Source organism: Nonomuraea aurantiaca, from assembly GCF_020215705.1.
GTDB classification, from domain to species: Bacteria; Actinomycetota; Actinomycetes; order Streptosporangiales; family Streptosporangiaceae; genus Nonomuraea; species Nonomuraea aurantiaca.
In genome coordinates this window covers 1-17765 of sequence record NZ_JAIWNB010000057.1, presented here as the reverse complement: position 1 = coordinate 17765, position 17765 = coordinate 1, and the positions used below count along the sequence as shown (strand labels likewise).

The 17765-nt window shown below is 70.1% G+C and carries 15 protein-coding genes; 2 read left to right on the top strand and 13 right to left on the bottom strand.

Going from position 1 to position 17765, the window contains the following annotated elements; all coding sequences use genetic code 11:
* Window positions 1-15 precede the first annotated feature (15 nt).
* The 12 genes from LDL49_RS54015 to LDL49_RS53960 all read right to left on the bottom strand — a co-directional run bounded on the left by LDL49_RS54015 (window position 16) and on the right by LDL49_RS53960 (window position 12693).
* Window positions 16-765 (bottom strand): ATP-binding cassette domain-containing protein, encoded by a 750-nt coding sequence (locus LDL49_RS54015; RefSeq protein ID WP_225302750.1) that lies wholly within the window; start codon window positions 763-765, stop codon window positions 16-18.
* Entirely contained in the window at window positions 762-1775 is a 1014-nt protein-coding gene (locus tag LDL49_RS54010) for an ABC transporter permease (RefSeq protein WP_225302749.1), read from the bottom strand. Before LDL49_RS54010 ends, LDL49_RS54015 begins: the two co-directional genes overlap by 4 nt.
* A complete protein-coding gene (locus LDL49_RS54005) occupies window positions 1772-2866 on the bottom strand; it encodes a Gfo/Idh/MocA family protein (RefSeq protein WP_225302748.1) in 1095 nt (364 codons plus the stop codon). Before LDL49_RS54005 ends, LDL49_RS54010 begins: the two co-directional genes overlap by 4 nt.
* Complete coding sequence (locus tag LDL49_RS54000) at window positions 2863-3873, bottom strand: ABC transporter permease (RefSeq protein WP_225302747.1); 1011 nt, start codon at window positions 3871-3873, stop codon at window positions 2863-2865. Before LDL49_RS54000 ends, LDL49_RS54005 begins: the two co-directional genes overlap by 4 nt.
* Entirely contained in the window at window positions 3870-4958 is a 1089-nt protein-coding gene (locus LDL49_RS53995; protein WP_225302746.1) for an ABC transporter permease, read from the bottom strand. Before LDL49_RS53995 ends, LDL49_RS54000 begins: the two co-directional genes overlap by 4 nt.
* The gene (locus tag LDL49_RS53990) at window positions 4951-6495 is read right to left on the bottom strand and encodes a sugar ABC transporter ATP-binding protein (protein WP_225302745.1); all 1545 of its coding nucleotides are present in this window, start codon (window positions 6493-6495) and stop codon (window positions 4951-4953) included. The genes LDL49_RS53995 and LDL49_RS53990 overlap by 8 nt, the downstream gene beginning before the upstream one ends.
* A gap of 48 nt (window positions 6496-6543) precedes the next feature.
* Window positions 6544-7608, bottom strand: a complete 1065-nt coding sequence (locus LDL49_RS53985; protein ID WP_225302744.1) for an ABC transporter substrate-binding protein — start codon at window positions 7606-7608, stop codon at window positions 6544-6546.
* 239 nt (window positions 7609-7847) lie between these two features.
* Complete coding sequence (locus LDL49_RS53980; protein WP_225302743.1) at window positions 7848-8615, bottom strand: DeoR/GlpR family DNA-binding transcription regulator; 768 nt, start codon at window positions 8613-8615, stop codon at window positions 7848-7850.
* A gap of 10 nt (window positions 8616-8625) precedes the next feature.
* Entirely contained in the window at window positions 8626-10131 is a 1506-nt protein-coding gene (locus LDL49_RS58975) for a rhamnulokinase (protein ID WP_225302742.1), read from the bottom strand.
* Between the two features lie 342 nt (window positions 10132-10473).
* Window positions 10474-10731, bottom strand: coding sequence for a Tn3 family transposase (locus LDL49_RS53970; RefSeq protein ID WP_225302741.1), 258 nt, complete (start codon window positions 10729-10731; stop codon window positions 10474-10476).
* A gap of 853 nt (window positions 10732-11584) precedes the next feature.
* Window positions 11585-11800, bottom strand: a complete 216-nt coding sequence (locus LDL49_RS53965; protein WP_225302740.1) for a TIR domain-containing protein — start codon at window positions 11798-11800, stop codon at window positions 11585-11587.
* A 374-nt stretch (window positions 11801-12174) separates the two neighbouring features.
* Window positions 12175-12693 carry an RNA polymerase sigma factor gene (locus LDL49_RS53960; protein ID WP_225302739.1) on the bottom strand — a complete coding sequence of 173 codons (519 nt, stop codon included), beginning with the start codon at window positions 12691-12693 and terminating at the stop codon, window positions 12175-12177.
* A 129-nt stretch (window positions 12694-12822) separates the two neighbouring features.
* On the opposite strand from LDL49_RS53960, the gene LDL49_RS53955 reads away from it, so the two are divergent.
* Both LDL49_RS53955 and LDL49_RS53950 read left to right on the top strand, forming a co-directional pair.
* The gene (locus LDL49_RS53955) at window positions 12823-15978 is read left to right on the top strand and encodes an ATP-binding protein (RefSeq protein WP_225302738.1); all 3156 of its coding nucleotides are present in this window, start codon (window positions 12823-12825) and stop codon (window positions 15976-15978) included.
* Between the two features lie 85 nt (window positions 15979-16063).
* Window positions 16064-16573: a calcium-binding protein gene (locus LDL49_RS53950; protein WP_225302737.1), complete on the top strand. Its 510-nt coding sequence runs from the start codon at window positions 16064-16066 to the stop codon at window positions 16571-16573.
* A 410-nt stretch (window positions 16574-16983) separates the two neighbouring features.
* On the opposite strand, the gene LDL49_RS53945 is transcribed toward LDL49_RS53950, so the two are convergent.
* A complete protein-coding gene (locus LDL49_RS53945) occupies window positions 16984-17406 on the bottom strand; it encodes a pyridoxamine 5'-phosphate oxidase family protein (RefSeq protein WP_225302736.1) in 423 nt (140 codons plus the stop codon).
* Window positions 17407-17765 lie beyond the last annotated feature (359 nt).

The following is a 17765-nucleotide window of genomic DNA, read 5'->3' as shown; positions in this document are numbered from 1 at the left end:
AATGCCGGAGGGAGGTCACGAGTCGCCTCCGACGATGAGCGAGACGATCGCCTGGCGGTTGTCCGGTGTAGGCCTCATCTCGCCGACCTTGCGACCGCGCCGCAGCACCGCCGCTCGGTCGGCGATCTCGATCACGTGATCCATGGCGTGGGAGATGACAATGACGGCGTGGCCCTCCTCGCGTAGGCGCAGGATGAGGTCGAGCACTCGCCGCGACTCGCGCAGCCCGAGCGCCGCCGTCGGCTCGTCGAGGATCACGACCTTCGACGCGAACGCCGCGGCCCTGGCCACGGCGATAGCCTGCCGCTGACCTCCTGACATCAGACCGACGGTGGCGTGGGGGTCGGCGATCCCGACCTGGAGGCGGGTCAGCAACTCGCCCGTCGCCCGGGACATGTCCCGGCGGCGCAGCAGTCGCAGGCCGCGGGGAAGCCAGCGCGGCCCGGCGATCTCCCGCCCGGCGTAGAAGTTCGCGACGGGATCCAGATTGTCGAACAGCGCGAGGTCCTGGTAGACGGTCTCGATCCCGAGGGCTCGGGCGGCGGCGGGCGAGCCCATCGTCACGGCGACCCCGCCCATCTCGATGGATCCCGAGTCCAGCCGGTGCACGCCGCTGATGCACTTGATCAGCGTGGACTTGCCCGCGCCATTGTCGCCGAGCAGGGCGAGCACCTCGCCGGGGAACACCGCCAGGTCCACGCCGTCGAGGGCGAGAACGGCGCCGAAGCGCTTGGTGGCGCCGCGAACGGCCAGGGCGGGCGTCATGACCGCGCCGCCTGCGCGGTGCGGAAGCGGCTTTCCAGCCGCCCGCGGACGACGTCGGACTCGACCGCCAGGACGATGACGACGCCGATGACGATCGGCTGCAGAAAAGCGTTGACGTCGAGCAGGTTCATGCCGTTCCGGATGATTCCGATCATGAGTGCTCCCACGAGGGCGTTGCCTACGCTGCCCCGGCCGCCGAGGAAGCTGGCGCCCCCGATGACCACGGCCGCGATCGAGTCGAGCTCGGCGAGGTCGCCGAAGGTGGGGGAACCGGCGTTGAGCCGGCCCGAGGTGACGATCGCGGCGATCCCGGCGGCCAGGCCGCTCAGGACGTACACCGAGATCACCACCCGGTCGACGGGGATCGCCGTCCGCCGGGCTCCCTCCGGGTTGCCGCCGACGGCGTAGATCCAGCGCCCCCACACCATCCTCGTGGTGAGCAGGACGACGGCCAGCGCCACTGCGGCGACCAGGAACGCCGAATACGGCAGCCAGCCTGCCGAGCCACCGCCCATCACCTGGACGACCTCGGGCATGCCCTGCTGGGGTTGCCCACCCGACAACCACAGGGCGAGGCCCCGCCCCGCGCTCAGGGTGGCGAGCGTGATGATGAAGGGGTGGGGCAGCCGGCCCAGGACGTAGCCCATGCCGTTGATCGCGCCGACCGCCATGCCGGTGGCCAGCATGGCGAGGACGACGACCGGTCCGGACGGTGCGGCGGAGTAGACCAGGGCCCCGGTCACGGAGGCGAGCGCCAGCGTCGATCCCACGGACAGGTCGATCCCCCGGGTGAGGATCACCAGGAGCTGCCCGATGGCGAGCACCGCGATCACCGCGGTCTGCGCCAGCACGTTGCCCACGTTGAGCATGGTGAGGAACGCGGGTGACAACATGCTCATGATCACGACGAGGAGCAGCAGGATCAGCGCCGGGCCGAGCCGGATGGCCAGCAGCGCGAGCCGCAGCGGATCGCTGCCCAGGCGGCGCATGGCCCCGGCCTCGGCGGTCACGTCACCGCTCCGGACGGGTCGTCGTGAGTGGCCGGCGACCCCGTCCGCACCCGGCCGGACGGAGTGTCTGGGGACGCGCCCAGGCTTCCGGCAGACAGGGATTCGCTGGGGGCTGTGTCCACCCGCTTCCCCGACTCGTACGAGCGGATCACAGCGTGCGCGAGCGCGAGCGCGCGACGACCGGCGCGGGCGTGGACAGGTGGCGGTTCGCCGGTGCGCAGGGCGGCGAGCACCTCGTCGACGTGCCGGTCGAAGGTGGCGTGGAAGCCCCGGTCTGTGTCGTTGAAGTAGCCGGCCTGCCACACCCGGCTCGTCTCGTCCCCTGCCTGCGTGTAGGTGTAGCGGCGGACGGTGTCCTCGACGAGGATCCGGCCGCCGGTGCCGTTGATCTCCAGCAGGTGGGTTCCCGGGTAGGTGTACGACGAGTCGTAGGTGCCGAGGAGCGTCCCCACCGCCCCGCTCGCGAACCGTACGGCGATCGCCATCGTCGTGTACGGCGGTCCGCCGGTCATCTGGGCCGTCACGGACGCGATGGGGCCGCACAGGTGCTCGACCATGTCGAAGCCGTGGCACTGGGTCTCGATGAGGTTGGCGTGGGGGTGCCGGCTGGTGCCGGCCTCTCCGCCGAATCGCCAGGTCGCGAAGACGAGTCGGCCCAGCTCGCCACGCTCGATGGCCGCCGCCGCCAGCCGTACGGGATGGGCGTAGCGGTGGTTGAAGTTGATGGCGAAGAAGAGCCGGCGGGCCTCGGCCTCGGCGATCAAGACGTCCGCCTCCTCGAGCGAGAAGACCAGCGGCTTCTCGACCAGCAGCGGGATCCCCGCTTCTAGCAGCAGCCGGGTGGTGGCGAAATGGTCTTCGTTCGGCAGGCACACGGAGATCAGGTCGGGCCGCTCTCGGGCGATCATCTCCTGGACGTCGAGATAGGGGCGCACGCCGAACCGGCGGGCGCGCTCGGTGGTGCGCTTCTCGGTGCGCCCGACGATGGCGCACAAGATGGCGTCCTCGCGGCCGGAGAAGACGCGGGCGTGGTGGAAGCCCCACCAGTCGCCGGTGCCGACCACCGCGACCCTGGTCCGATTGTCGTTCACTGTCGTCTCCTCCTTGCCAAAGTGGCCTGGACGAGTACGACCAGGACGAGGAAGGTGCCGCTGACCACCTGCTGGTAGGCGGAGCTGAGCGTGCCCACCTGGTTGATCAGGTTCTGGATCACCTTGAGCAGCAGCACGCCCGCGAGGGTCCCCCCGAGCGATCCGGCGCCGCCGGTGAGCAGCGTGCCGCCGATGACGACGGCCGCGATCGCTTCCAGTTCCCTGCCCTCGCCGAGGGTGGGGAGCCCCGAGGTGGTTTGGGCGGCGATGAGGACTCCCGCGAGGCCGGCCAGCAGGGAGCTCAGCACGTAGACCCGGACCCGGATGCGGGCCACCGGGAGCCCCATGAGCTCGGCGGCGTGCCCGTCCCCGTTCCCGGCGGCGAAGACGCGCAGGCCGAACCGGGTGCGGTTGAGCACCACGCCGGCCGCGACGAAGACCGCGAGGGCGATCAGCACCGGGACGCCGACGCCGAGGACATTGGCCTGTCCGATCCGGGTGAGGGCCAGGTCGGCCGGGATGATGTAGACCTGGTTGCCCTCCTGGGTGACCGCGAAGGCCAGCCCTCGGGCGAACAGCAGGGTCGCCAGGGTGACGACGAACGGCGCGAGGCGGGCCCGCCCGATCAGCAGTCCGTTGACCAGGCCGATCAGTCCGCAGACGGCGAGAGGCAGCAGGACCGCGCCCGCTGTCCCCCAGCGGGAGCCGTACGCCGCGAGGACACCGGACAGCGCGAGAACGGACCCGACGGACAGGTCGATCCCACCGGAGAGGATCACGAAGGTCATGCCTGTCGCGACCAGCAGCAGATAGGAGGCGTCCAGCGCGATGGCGCCGAGGTTTCCCGCTCCGGTGAAGCTCGAGCCGAAGGTCAGCGACCCGAGGAGGACCACGAGGACGAGCACGAGGGCGGCCCCGTGCCGCTGGGCTAGTGCCGCCAGCCGCGTCCGCCCGGTGCCGGTTGCCGGGGAGAGGGGGGCGGCGCGTTCCGCCTGTCCGGTCGTCATGTCCCGTTCCTGTTCCGCTGCGCGTACACGGCGGTCACGATGATCGCCGCCTGGATCATCCGGGCGGTCGAGTCGTGCAGGTCGTGCTGGATGACCGTGGCGATGATGAGTTGCATCAGCAGCGCGCCCATCAGCGTGCCGAGGATTCGGACGCGGCCTCCGGCAAGGGGTGTGCCTCCCACGACCACGGCGGTGATGGCGCTCAGTTCGATCAGCAGCCCGGTGAACGAGGGATCGCTTGCGCTCTGCCGGCCGGTCGTGAGCACTCCGGCCATCGCGGCGAGCACCCCGCTGATCACGTAGACGGTGATGAGGGTCCGTCGTACGGGCAGGCCGGCCAGGAGTGCCGCGGGGCGGTTGCCGCCCACGGCCAGCAGCTTGCGGCCGAACGCGGCGCGGCGTAGGACGAACCCGGCGGCGACGGCGACCGTCAGGGCCGTCAGCACGGGCAGTGGGATCTCCAGCACCTGTCCGCCGCCGATGGCGGCCAGCGTGGGGTCGAAGATCTCGACAAGCCGACCGTCCGCGAGCACGAGCGCCGCCCCCCGTCCGGCGACGAGCAGCCCGAGGGTGGCGACGATCGGCTGGATGCCGTAGGCGACCAGCCCGCCGTTCACGAGTCCCACGGCGGCACCGGCGAGCACTGCGACGGTGATGGCGGGCCAGGGCCCGTAGCCGAGGTAGAGCGGCAGCAACGCCGCCGCGATGGCCATCGTGGAGCCGACCGACAGGTCGATGCCTCCGGTGCCGATCACCAGCGCCATGCCGAGTGCGACGATGGCCACCGGGGCAACCTGGACGAGCTGGAGCCGTAGGTTCGCGACCGTGGCGAAGTTCGGCGTGAACACCAGGTTGAACGACAGCAGAACGCCGAGGGCGAGGTAGACCCCGTAATCGGACAGCCAGGACACCCGCCCCGCCGCGCCCATGGGGTCGGCCACGTGGGAACGGCCGGGAACGGAAGCGGCCGGCACGGGACCGTTGGGGGCCACGGGGCCGTCGGCGGACGCAGGGCTTCGGCCTGGCGCGGAGTCGTCGGCGGGCGTGGGGTGGAAGGCGGGAGTCCCGCCGGCCGGCTCAGTCATCGAATCGCCCGCCGACAGATCCGTCCGAGCCGGCCGCGGCGATCAGCTCCATGATCCGCCGTTCGCCGATCTCCGCGCCGCGCAGGACACCTGCCGCCGTCCCGTCTCGCAGGACGACGACGGTGTCGGCGCCCTCGACGATCTCCTCCAGCTCCGCCACCAGCAGCACGCCGAGGCCCTCTTGAGCGAGCTCGTCGATGAGCGCCTGTATCTCCGCCTTGGCGCCGATGTCGATGCCCCGCGTCGGCTCGTCGAGGATCAGCACCTTGGGATGCAGACAGAGCATGCGGGCGAGCAGTACCTTCTGCTGGTTGCCTCCGGACAGCTCGCCCACCTTCTGGTCGGGCGACGACGCCTTGATCCCGAGGCGGCGGACGAACGCGTCGACGACGCGATCCCGTGCCCGGCGGGACACCAGCCCGCCCCGGGTGAGGCGGGGCAGCGCCGCCAGCGTGATGTTGTCGCGGACCGACAGCCCCGGCACGACCCCCTCGGCCTTGCGGTCCTCCGGCACCATGCAGACACCCGAGCGGATCGCGATGGCGGGGTTCCAGCGCCGGCGGGCGCGCCCGGCCACCTCCACCGACCCGGCGTCGAGGGGGTCGGCGCCGAACACCGCCCTGGCCGTCTCCGACCGGCCGGAGCCGAGCAGGCCCGCGAGTCCCACCACCTCGCCAGGGCGTACCTCGATGGACACGCCGTGCAGGGCGTGCTCGCGTACGAGGGACTCAGCCCGCAGAACCGGCGCGGCGCGGCCCACCTCGTGGGCCTCGCCGAAGCTCGTCACGCCGTGGCGGCGCACCTCGGCGACCGGCCGACCGAGCATCGCGGCGACCAGGCCGATGCGGGAGGTCTCCCGGAGGAGACCGGTGTGGATCAGACGGCCATCGCGCAGGACGCTCACCCGCTGGCAGACGCGGAAGACCTCATCCAGCTTGTGAGTGACGTAGAGGATCGCGATGCCCTGCTCACGCAGCACCTCGATGACATCCGCGAGCCGGTCCGCCTCGCGCGGGGCCAGTGAGGAGGTCGGCTCATCCATGATCACCAATCGGGCGCGCGCACTGACCGCACGGGCGATCGCCACCATTTGCCGGATGCCGAGGCCCAGCTCGCCAAGTGGCCGGCGGACGTCTACGGTCACGCCGTACCGGGCGAGGACCTCGGTGGCTTCCCTCCGCAGCCGCGACCGGTCGAGCAGCCCCAAGCGAGTGATCGGCTCCCTGCCGAGGAAGAGGTTGTCGGCCACGCTCAGCAGCGGGGCGAGCTCCACTTCCTGGTAGATGCTGCTGATCCCGGCGTCCTGAGCATCGGCGGGCCCGGAGAAGGACACCGGCCGGCCGAGGTGGCGGACCGTGCCACCGTCAGGCCTGTGCACCCCGGTGAGCACCTTGATCAGCGTGGACTTTCCCGCCCCGTTCTCACCGACCAGCGCGTGGGCCTCGCCGGCGGCGAGCCGCAACGAGACCTGGTCGAGGGCGAGGGTCCCACCGAACCGCTTGGAGATGGCGTGCGCCTCGCACACCGGTTCATTCATGTGCCCGCTCCCGGACGTCGTGGGGGGCGGGCTGGGCCGCCCCCGGGCTCAGTAGGCGTTCGGCAGCTCGACCTGGGCGTTCTCAGGGGTGTATTCCTTGTCGGAGATGATCGTCTTCGCCGGTACGCCCTTACCGGAGTAGAAGTCCTCGAGCGCCTGGAAGGCCAGTGGCCCGAATCGTGGGTTCGACTCGATGACCGCGGCGATCCACCCGTCGACGATGCCCTGGACGGCGCCGCGGGTGCCGTCGATCGTGACGATCTTCACGTCTCCCGGCTTCTTGCCCGCCGCCTTGAGCGCGGCGACGGCGCCGAGGGCCATCTCGTCGTTCTCGGCGTAGATGGCGCTGATGCCGGGGTTGGCGGAGATGAGCTGCTCGGTGACCGCGCGGCCCTTCTCACGGGTGAAGTCGCCGGTCTGCTCGGCCACGACCTTCAGCGCCGAGCCCTTCGCGGCGAGCTGATCCTTGAAGCCCTTGGTCCGGTCGACGGTGACGTTCACCCCTGAGGCTCCGAGCAGGATCACGACCTCTCCCTTGTCTCCCGTCGCGGTGATCATCGCATCGGCGGCTCGGGCACCCTGCTTGACGAAGTCGGAGCCGATCCAGCCGACGTAGTCGACACAGTCCTTCTTGGTGGTGAGCAGCCGGTCGATCGTCATGATCGGGACTTTCGCGTCCTGGGCCGCCTTGAGCGCGGGATCGAGTCCTTCGGAGTTGAGTGGGGAGATGATCAGGACCTTGGCGCCCTGGGCGATCATGCCCTGGATGTCGGCTATCTCCTTGTTGAGGTCCGACTGCGCGTTCGTCGTGATCAGCTTGATGCCTCGCCGCGTGGCCTCGTCCTTGATCGACCGTGTCTCGGTGATCCGGAACGGGTTCGCCTCCTTCTCCGACTGCGCGAACCCCACGGTGACGTTCTTGAGGTCGAGCTTGGGCAGACCGCCGTTGTACCGCTCCGGAGTGCACAGCGACGCGTCTCCAGAGGTCGCCTCCACCTGCTGCTGGGCAGACGCGCCGGCATCCGCGGGGCCGTCGCCGACCGACTTGGTGCATGCGCTCAGCGTGAGCGCCAGCAGGCCCACGACGGCTGTGGCCATCGTTCTGCAGGGCATCAAGTAACCCCTCCTTCCGAGGGAAATAACCCGTCCGCTGCCAGGATTTGCCTAGTTTTGACAGCAACTTGAACGGATCATAGCCATGGCGGAAGCAGATATGTCAATATGCGTCGGCAGACGTCATGCGGTGTTGAGTCGGCCCCATGCGCACAACCTGGCCATATGCGGCAATACCGGAAAGGAGCATGTGATCGGCTTGCTATACGCCAGCGAGGCCTGTCATTTCAGGTCAAAACTCATCGGTTCATGTCAGCGATGTGGACGTCGACCTGTGCCTGGACAAGCCGGTCGACCATGACGGGATCGGCCTTCGAGTCCGTGACCAGGACCCTCATGCGCTCGGTGGCCACGGTCTGGCACATCGTGTCATGACCGATCTTGGAGTGGTCGGCGAGGACGACGACCTCTCGGCCGGACGCGGCGAGGGCCTGGTCGGTGGCGGCGGCGAAGACGTTGGGCGTGGTCAGCCCCCGCTCGGGGGTGACGCCGTCGCCTGACAGGAAGGTCTGCGCGCCCCGCAGGCCCTCCAGATGCTGCTCGGTGATCGGGCCCACGAAGGCTTGGATGGATCGGCGCAGCGTGCCGCCCACCGCAACGACTTCGACGTGGGGCGCGTCCATGAGCGCCTCGACCACCAGGGTGGAGTTGGTGACGACGGTGAGGGACGGCAGCCCGGCGAGCCGGCGGGCCAGCGCCGCGGTGGTCCGCCCGGGACCGAGCAGGACGGCGGTTCCGGGCTCCACGAGCGTCGCGGCGTGGGCGGCGATGGCCTCGCGCTCGGCCGCCACCGCGTCCGGGAGAGCCGGGCGAGAGGCCGCGGACAGGACGGGCCGCGTCACGCCGCCCCGGGTGGCGTGCAGCAGGCCCTCGCCTACCAGCGACCGCAGATCACGCCGGACAGTCGACTCCGACGTGCCGAGCGCGCCGGCCAGCTCCTGGAATGAGGCGTATCCGTGCTCGTGCACGTGCTCCAGGATGCGGCGTCGCCGCTCTGCGATCAGCATGGGACCGGGTTCACCCATCTATGGTCGGGCTGCTCTGGGACGCTACTTTACTCCAGAAGTTGTCAACAGCGGTCAATCGCCGAAATCGGGCGTACGCCGCATCGTACGGCTCACGCTCGCCGGCCGGCTTGTACATCCGGGGCGGGAACGATCGGCGGACCACCTCACGCAACTCTCCAAGAGAACCGATGCCCTCGTGGGCCATGACCTGGACGAGGAGATTGCCGATACCGGTCGCCTCGACCGGCCCCGCGAGCACGGGCCGCCCGCCGAAGTCCGCGGTGAGCCGGCAGATCGTGTCGCTGGCGGCGCCGCCACCGACGAGATGTACGGCCTCGACCGGGCGGCCCGTCAGCTCCTCGGACTGCTCCAGGACCAGGCGGTAGGAGCACGCCAGGCTCTCCAGGATGCAACGCACCGTCGCGGCCCGCCCCCCGGGCACCGGCTGGCCCGTCGCCCGGCAGAACGCCGCGACCCGGGCCGGCATGTCCTCCGGCTTGAGGAAACCCAGGTGAGCAGGGTCGATCAGCGGGCCGAAGGCGGGCGCGGCCGCGGCCTCGGCGACCAGGTCCGCATACGAAGCGCGGGTCCCCCAGGCCCGGCGGCACTCCTGGAGCAACCACAGGCCATTGAGGTTGCGCAGGAACCGCACGGTGCCGAGCACGCCGCCCTCGTTGGTGAACCCGGCGAGCCGGGACTCAGGCGTGGTGATGGGCCCCGCCGTTTCCACGCCGACGAGCGACCACGTGCCACAGGAGACGTACGCGACCGCGCCAGAAGAGCCGCTCAGACCGGAGACGATGGGAAGCGCCGCCACCGCCGACGCGGTGTCATGACCGGCCACCGCGACCACGACGGCCTCGCCGGGCCGGCCGGATTCGTCCCGCAGCGGCCCGGCGACCGTGCCCGGCTCGACGACCTCGCCGCCGAACAGACGCGACGGCAGCCCGAGCCGGGCGATGAGGTCGCCGGCCCAGCGGCCGGTCCGGGCGTCCAGGAGCTGGCTGGTGCTCGCGATCGTCCGCTCGGTGAGCGTCTCGCCGCTCAGCCAGAGGGTGAACAGGTCAGGTAACATCACCAGCCGATCGGCGGCGTCAAGCAGCGGCGACCCGGCGTGCGCGAGGAGCTGACACGACGTGTTGATGGGCAGCGGCTGCACCCCCGTCACCTCATACTGCTCCTGAGAGGAGACCAGGGAGGTCAGGCCTGCGGTGTAGGGGTCGCGATGGTGCCGGGGGTTGGCCACGAGCCGCTGGTCGCGGTCGAGCAGCCCGAAGTCGTTGCCCCACGCGTCCACGCCCACGCTGACGACCCGACGCTCGCAGGCGACGCGCCCGATCCCGGCACGCGCCTCCGCCAGCAGGCGCAAAACGTCCCAATGGAGGCCGCCGAGAACGCGGACCGGCACGTTGGGAAAGCGGTGGGCCTCGCTCACCACGAGACGCTCGCCGTCGAACTCCCCCGCGAGCACCCGTCCGCTCTCGGCCCCGAGGTCCACGGCGACGTAGGTGGGCACAGACCGAGCCTATCCCGCTCACGGCGCCCGAGTCGTCGGGGGTGCCACCTCAGCAGGGAGCGATCCTCGCTGCGATGGCGCCTCCGCTCCGGTTCCGCCGGTACGGGAAGATCCCCAGGCCGACATGTCCTGAGGCGACAAGGACAGGATGGACCAGGGCCACACCGTCGCTCGATGTTGCCGCATCGCCTTGCGGCACGCCCGCGACGCGCACGTTCTCGGCTCTCACCGGATTCCTGCCGGTGCTCGCCATCAGTCGCCCTCCATCACCGATGCCGGGGTGAGGATCCGGTTCTGCTGACTGTGCACGAGCCCCGCCACCCGCCACCCGCCGCCCCTGGGTCAGTGCCTCATCGGCACCGTAACGGCGGGCAGCCGCAGCGGCCGGTAGCCGTCCACGTCGAGCTTGGCCAGCTCGCCGTCGATGTCCACCGTGTGGGTGCCGTAAAAGTTGACGTTGGCGTGGTGGCTGGGCCAGATGTGTGCCACCAGGTCATCGTCGACGGGTCGGCCAGCGCGGCGCAGCCCGCCGACGGCGAGGCCGTAGTACTCGGTGGTCCAGGTGACGATCGAACTGGTGGCTACCGTCAGGCACCACATCTGTTCCGCGTTCCATCAGCCCCTAGGTACTTTGCCATTGACATTGATGAGGTAGAACGGCCCGTCCAGGAGCATGCGCTGCGATGACGCAGCATGTGCCGCGGTGGGCGCGACGGCCGCGCCTCCCAGGCCGAGCAGCACGGCAGCGCCGATCGCGGCGGCTCGGGATAGCTTAACTTGGGACGGCTTCATTCTCTGATTCCTCTCTGCAGATCAGGCTTCGCTGCTGTTGTGTCGGTCGACTTGACGACGATCAGCTGATCGACACCTCTGTTCGCTATGGCGTGGTGTTGCTTCGGCCGTAAACGTTCATGCGATTCAAGGGCGGTAACAATGCTGGGTGGCGGCGCCAGGCAGGCCTCATCCGTCGGACGTGGTGCCCGTTGTGACCCTTGTGAGCAGGTGTAGTGGTGGCTTGGGTTGTCCGGCAGCCCTTGGGGTACGCACTCGCATGCTCGTCGCGGATCCCAGCATCGGCGCACGACCGTCGCACGGTAAGTCAGTCCCGGGGGATCAGGGCCTGGCGGAAAGTCTGACTCTCCCGCGCCAACGCCATCTGGCGTTTCCTGGCCTACGGAGGCCAGTCGCTCGGCGCGGTGCTCGGCGGCGTGGCCGGCGAGACGCTCGGCCTGCGGGCGACCCTGGTCGTCACATCCTGAGCGTTATCTTGGGTTCTTGGTCTCTTCTCGCAGGTCAGAGCGAGATGATCTCTTCTGTCACGTAGGGCAAGTCGGCGAGATGATCAATTCCAAGGGATGCCTGCGGAGGGTGTGGGGTGGGCGGCGGCCGAAGCCACCGCGAGCCGGTCAGGCGGCGGGCTGCCGGCCCTGGTTGTCGAGGTGGCAGCGGACGGTCAGGCGTCAGGGTCGACTTCGGGGTGCGTGAACCGCACGGGCTTGCCCAGCGACCGGGCGTAGGCGATTTCGGCTCGGGTGCTGTCTCCGATGCAGTCGCCGACTACGAGCACCTCATCAGCGAGCCGGATCTTCGCCCGGTGCAGCTCGCCGAGTCGAACCTTCAGCGCCTCGGCCTCGACAGGATCGGACCAAAGTTCGTGCGGCGACTTCATGTCACAGCCCGGTTTGTGATGACCAGGCCCAGCACGTCCACGGGCCCGAGCAGGTTTTCAGTCCGAGGGAGTCGGCTCCACGTTGGTGGTGAAGGACGGAACGATTCTGCACAAAAGTCATAGCGTTCTTCACGCAGATGCGGGACGCCGCGGATGGGACGCCCGGCATGCGGACAACAGCGTTCGGTCTATCGGGGCTGTTTTTCCTTTGGATGCTGGCCGGCGTCATTGGCGAAATAACAAGAGATTGGGGTTTTGTCTGCGATCCGGGGATCTCTTCGGGAGATGCCGAAACCTCCTGCGATCATGTCGCAGATCGTGGAACCTCCCAGAGAGCCACATGTCAGGAGCTGACGTTGGGCGGACGCCCCAGTTCAGTGGCTCTCAAGGGCCTCCGCGAGCAGGCGTTTGGCGCGGAGTGCGCGGCTGTGGACGGTTCCCGCAGGGATGCCCAACCTGTCGGCGATCTGCTTGTGGGTGAGGCCCTCGAAGTAGGACAGCAGGAGGACTTTCCTTTCCTCCCGGGGGAGCCCGTTCAGGGCTTGGCGTACCTGGACGGACAGGTCGGAGAGAGGTTCCGGCGTGGGGTGGGCTTCGTCGAGGGGCGTGGTCGTCAGGTGGTGGCGTTCGCGGCGCCACACGTCGGTCGCGGCGCGGCGGGCGATGGCGTACAGCCACGGCTGGAGCTCGCGGTCCGAATCGAAGGTCAGGGCCGCCCGCCAGGCGCGGATGAACGAGAGCTGCACGGCCTCCGCCGCGAGTTCCCGGTCACCTAGGAGGCTCAGCGCCAGGGAGAACAGGGGTCGCGAGTAGGCGCGGTACATCTCCGCCAGGGCGGCCTCGCTGCCACGGCGGAAGCGGTCGCCCAGCGATAAGTCCGTTGTTCTACCCATGGGCCGTGATGCAAGGTGGGACATGCGCAGCAGCGTCCCCACGTACTCTTAAATCGCTCTAAATCCGGACTTAATCGAGGGATTGTGGAGATCCGCGTTCTTGGGCCTATCGCAGCTTTCGATCATGGCGTGCCGCTGGATCTGGGGCCGCTCAAGGTGCGGATGCTTCTGGCGGCGCTGGTACTCGCCTATCCGCAGCCGGTCAGGCCGGACGCCCTGATCGAGCGGATCTGGGGTGAGGAGTCCCCTTCCTCCGCCCTCGCCGCACTCCACGTGTACGTCGGCAAACTCCGCAGAGCCGTCGGCCCCGGCCGCGTCGTCCTCGGGCCCAACGGTTACCAACTGTGCGTCCCGGCGCAGGCCGTGGATGCGAACCGGTTCCTGGACATCGTCGCGCGGGCCCAGCGCGCGCTGAGCAAGGGGGACGCGGCGGACGCCGAGGCAGAAGCGGCACGGGCACTGGCGATGTGGCGCGGCGAGCCGTACACCGAGCTGGACGGCCGCGACTACGTCATGCCGGTACAGGCGCACCTGCTGGAGAACCACGACCGGGCCAGGGAACTGCGGGTGAGCGCCATCCTGGAGCAGGGCAGGCACGCGGAGATCCTTGGAGATCTGGCAGCGCTCACCCGAGACCATCCGCTGCGCGAGCGCCTCTGGCTGCTGCGCGCCCTGGCCCTCTACCGGTCCGGGCGGCGGGCCGAGGCCCTGGAGACGCTGCGGTCGGCGCGCCGGGTGCTCCGAGACGAGCTCGGCCTCGACCCCGGCGAGGAACTGCGGCAACTGGAGCGCGACATCCTGACCCAAGATCCGGTGCTGCGCCCACCGCGGCCGGCTCCGGCACGCGGGCCGCTGCCCTTCGTCGGCCGGGTGGCCGAGCTCGGGGCCCTCCTTGGGCTGCTGAAGGAGACGGTACGAGGCTGCGCGGGCTTCGCCCTGGTGACCGGCGAGCCGGGGATCGGCAAGACGCGCCTGGTGCACGAGGCCATCGCGTACGCGCAGGCCTCGGGGTTCCAGGTCGCGGTGGGGCGGTGCGCGACGGTGGAGGGAGCGCCCGCGTTCTTTCCGTGGACCACCGTGCTGGAGCAGCTCGCCATCCCAGAAGAACTGCACAGCATCGGCTGGGCGCCGTTCGGGGAGGATCCGGAGGGGGCGCGCTTTCGCGCCTACCGTGTGGCCGAACGGGCCCTGACGACCGCCGCCGGCCGCCAGCCGCTCGCGATCGTGCTCGACGACCTGCACTGGGCCGACGCCTCGTCCCTGAGCCTCCTGCGTTACCTGGCCGACGTACTCGAGCGCCAGCCGATGGCCATCCTCTGTACGGCACGCACGGACGCGCCTTTGGCCCGGGTACGGGAGGCCTTCGCGCGCCGTCATGCCGTACAGGTGCTTCTGGAGGGCCTCGGCCTTGATGACATCGCCCGGCTGGCACCCGAATCCAGTGAGGCTCTGCGCGATCGGACGGGCGGCAACCCGTTCTTCCTGACCGAGCTGATCCGTACCGGCGAACTGCGCGACGCCTTGCCGCTCGGCGTGCGGGACGTCGTGCGGACCCGGGTGGGCGCGCTGCCTCGCCCCGCCGCCGAGCTGCTGGAGCTCGCGGCGGTGGCCGGGCGTGAGTTCGAGGTGTCGGTGGTCGCCGAGATGGCCGAGCTCGACCTCGGCGCGGCCGTCGAACGGCTCGACCAGGCGATCGCCACGGGCCTGGTCGAGGCGGGGCTGTCCGGGCGCTTCCGCTTCCCCCACGCGCTGGTGCAGGAGGCCCTCGCCGAGACGCTGCCGGTGCTGCGCCGAGCGGCACTGCACGCCAGGGCCGCGCGGGCCACGGAGCGGCTGCCCGGCAGCGCCACGCCGGAGCGGCTGGCCACCGCGGCGCACCACTGGTTCCTGGCGGCTCCGGCGGGCTTCGCCGGACAGGCATGGCGGGCGGCGCGCCGGGCGGCGAGCGCCGCGGGTGGGCTCGGCGCGTACGACATGGCCGCCGAACTCCTGGAGCGGGCCCTGCCGATGCTGGACGCCGACCCCGGCGCCTCGGCGGCCGACCGGGTGGATCTGCTGCTCGCGCTCGCCGAGGCCCGGCACGGGAGTGGCGATGCGCGTGGCCGCCGTACCGTCCTGGCCGAGGCGCGGCGCCTGGCCGTCGCTGCGGGCTACCGGCGCGGTCTGCTCATCGCGGCCACCGGCGCCGAGAGCCGCAACACCGCGTCGATGGTCCCGTTCGGGTCCTGGGACGGGGAGCTCATCGACACGCTGGCCGGGCTGGCCGCCCTGCCGGATCTCGATCTCGAAGACCGCTGCCGGGTCCTCGGCGGCCTCGCCGTGGAGAGCTACTATCAGCCGGGCAGTTCCCCGGCCGGGCGCGACGCGCTGAGCGCCGAGTCGGTGGCGCTGGCCCGCGAGTCCGGCGATCGGCGGCTCCTGGGCTGGGCCCTCCATACCCGCTACCTGTCCATTCGCGGCCCTGACCTCCCCGAGGAGCGGCTGGCGATCGCGACAGAGCTGGCCGAACTCGGCCGCCTCGCGGGCGACGTCGAGCTTCTCGTTCTCGGCCTCGGCCTGGCCGGCGCCACGCTCCTGCAATGCCTGCGCTTCGGCGAGGCACGCGCGCTGATCGAGGAGGCGGTCACCGTCGCCGCGCGCGCCCTGCCGTACGCGCGTGTCTACCTGGGCTGGCTCCGACTCGGTGTCGTGGCGCTGACCGGTGACCTGCCGACGGCGCGGGCGCTGTTCGACGAGACGGCGGCGCTGCAGCGGACGACCTCGATGTGGGGCCTGGAAGAGGCCCAGCTCGCCGGCCTGCTCCAGCTCAGGCTGGGCGGGGCGCGGGACCTTGACGAGGAGCTTTTCCGGCAAGCCGGCACGGCGGCCGCGGGCCCGCTGGGCGAGATCGTGCGCGACGTTCACGCGCTGCTGCTGATCATGGACGGTCGGGTGGCCGAGGCGCGGCGGCTGCTGGGGCCCTGGCGCGAGCAGCCGCCGATCCCGCGGACCTTCCTGTGGCTGGCCCACGCGGGCGTGCGCGGCGTCGTCTGGGCTTACTTGGGCGACCGTACGGCGTGCGCGGAACTCTACGAACAACTGCTGCCGTACGCCGACCGCATGGCCACGGGGAACAACACCCCACTGCTGTGGCCGATGACCCGGCCGCTGGCTCTGCTGGCCGGGGTGCTCGGCCTGCCAGAAGCCACCGGCCATGCCGAGCACGCCCTACGTACGGCGGCCGACCTCGGCGCCGGCGGCCTGGTGGCGGTCATCTCCGGCGAGCTTGACCGGCTGCGCTCGTAAGTGCACTTTTACTCATTCGTGGTGCGAGCGGGTCGGTGCGTGCGTAATGCGGGGCGATTAGCCAAGAACAAAAGGAGTCCCATCAATGTTCGGTATCCGCCGTTCTTTCGCCGCCCTCACGCTGGCCACCGCCACGCTGACCACGTCCGCCGTTCTCGCGTCGCCGGCGCACGCCGCCGGTGCCACCGTCCAGGCGAATATCGGTCTCGTCACCATCGTGGGAACGCTCGGCAGCGACAGCATCGACATCAGCAACTCCGGCAGCACGGTGACCGTCGCCTCCAACGTGCATTCGGTCACCGCGGGCACGGGGTGCGTGCAGATGGAGCCCAGCAAGGTCAGCTGCGCGAACGTCAACCACATCTCCGCCAACGTTCGTCAGGGCGACGACGTCGTGAACAACAACAGCGGCCTGACCTCCGAGATCTTCGGCAGCGCCGGTTCCGACCGGCTCTCCGGTGGCTCCCAACGCGACATCCTGTCGGGCGGCACCGGCAACGACTTCCTGGTCGGCAACGCCGGTAACGACACAACGAACGGGGGCGCGGACTTCGACACCTGCGACGGTGAGTCCGAGCCCAACTGCGAAGCCTAGAAGCCGGCCACCGCGAGCCGCCACCCGGTCTCGGGATAGAGATCGGGTGGTCAGGCCGGATAGATCGGGGCAGGACCCGCACTATGTCCGGTAGGGGATGGTTCTTCCGGTGGCCGGTGGTCCGGCAGTTCAAGGGAGAGGACGGCAGGAGCGACGCCGCGCGCTCCGCCCGTGCCGGCGTCCTCCTCCCAAAGGCGCCCCCAGCCCCAAAAGCAGGTCGATCGTTGCACGTCAGAGGCGTGTTCTGAACGGCGCGGAGGGCTGGGGTTTCGCGCCGTCATCGTGAATGCCCATAGGTCACCGCCGCCCTGTCCCGGATTATGGAGCAGGACGGCTCGGCGGTGTCGTCAGGTCGTTCAGCGTTTTCCCTGGCGCGTACCAGAGTCTGCCGGGCAGGTTGCCGCCCCTGATCACCTGCACGCGCCACGGTTCCAGCCGCAGCACGTGCAGCTCCGGGTCGCGCCAGAAGTTGCCCAGGTTGTAGCCGGCCCCCTGCGGGCTCGTATGCCGGTAGAGGCCCACACGTGGCGCTTGGTCTCCAGGTCGTCGGCCCAGGTGGCGACGGTGTCGATGCTCACCGCGTTCTGCTTCGGTGTCCAGTAGGAGAACGTGCTGTGCGGGTTGCCCGCCAGGTGGGCGGCCTTGACCGGTGTCTTGTAGGTGGCGAGCCAGCCCAGCGGCAGGCCGTCGACGCTCTCCCAGACGGGGATCAGCACCTGTGCCCGGGGTCGTCCCTCCTGGTCGACCGTGGTCATGGTCGCGTACACGATGTCGCCGATGTAGGTGTCGAACTGATCCTTGATCTCGGCGAACGACGTTACGTGGTTGGCCATCGTTGTCTCCTTGCTGCCCAACGGTTGTGGGGGCGGACTCTTTGGGCCGGTTCGGGGGAAGCGACGGGGGTACACGGCCCGAAGGCCATGACGACCGCGCCGAGCAGCGCGGCCGCCAGCGGTCCGCAGCGCTTCGCTCTGCGCCACCGGATGCGGTGTGGATCGCGGGCGAGTTCGGCGGCCAGTCCCTGGCGCGGACCGTCACGGCCTCAGGGTGTCAAGCGGGTCCAACCGGAATTTGCCGCCCTTGCCGTACAGACGCAGCCGGCCCTTGCAGGCCGACATCTGGACGTCGCCGACGTCGAGCCGGACGACCTCACTGATGCGCGCGCCGGCGTAGTACGGGATCAGCGCGATGC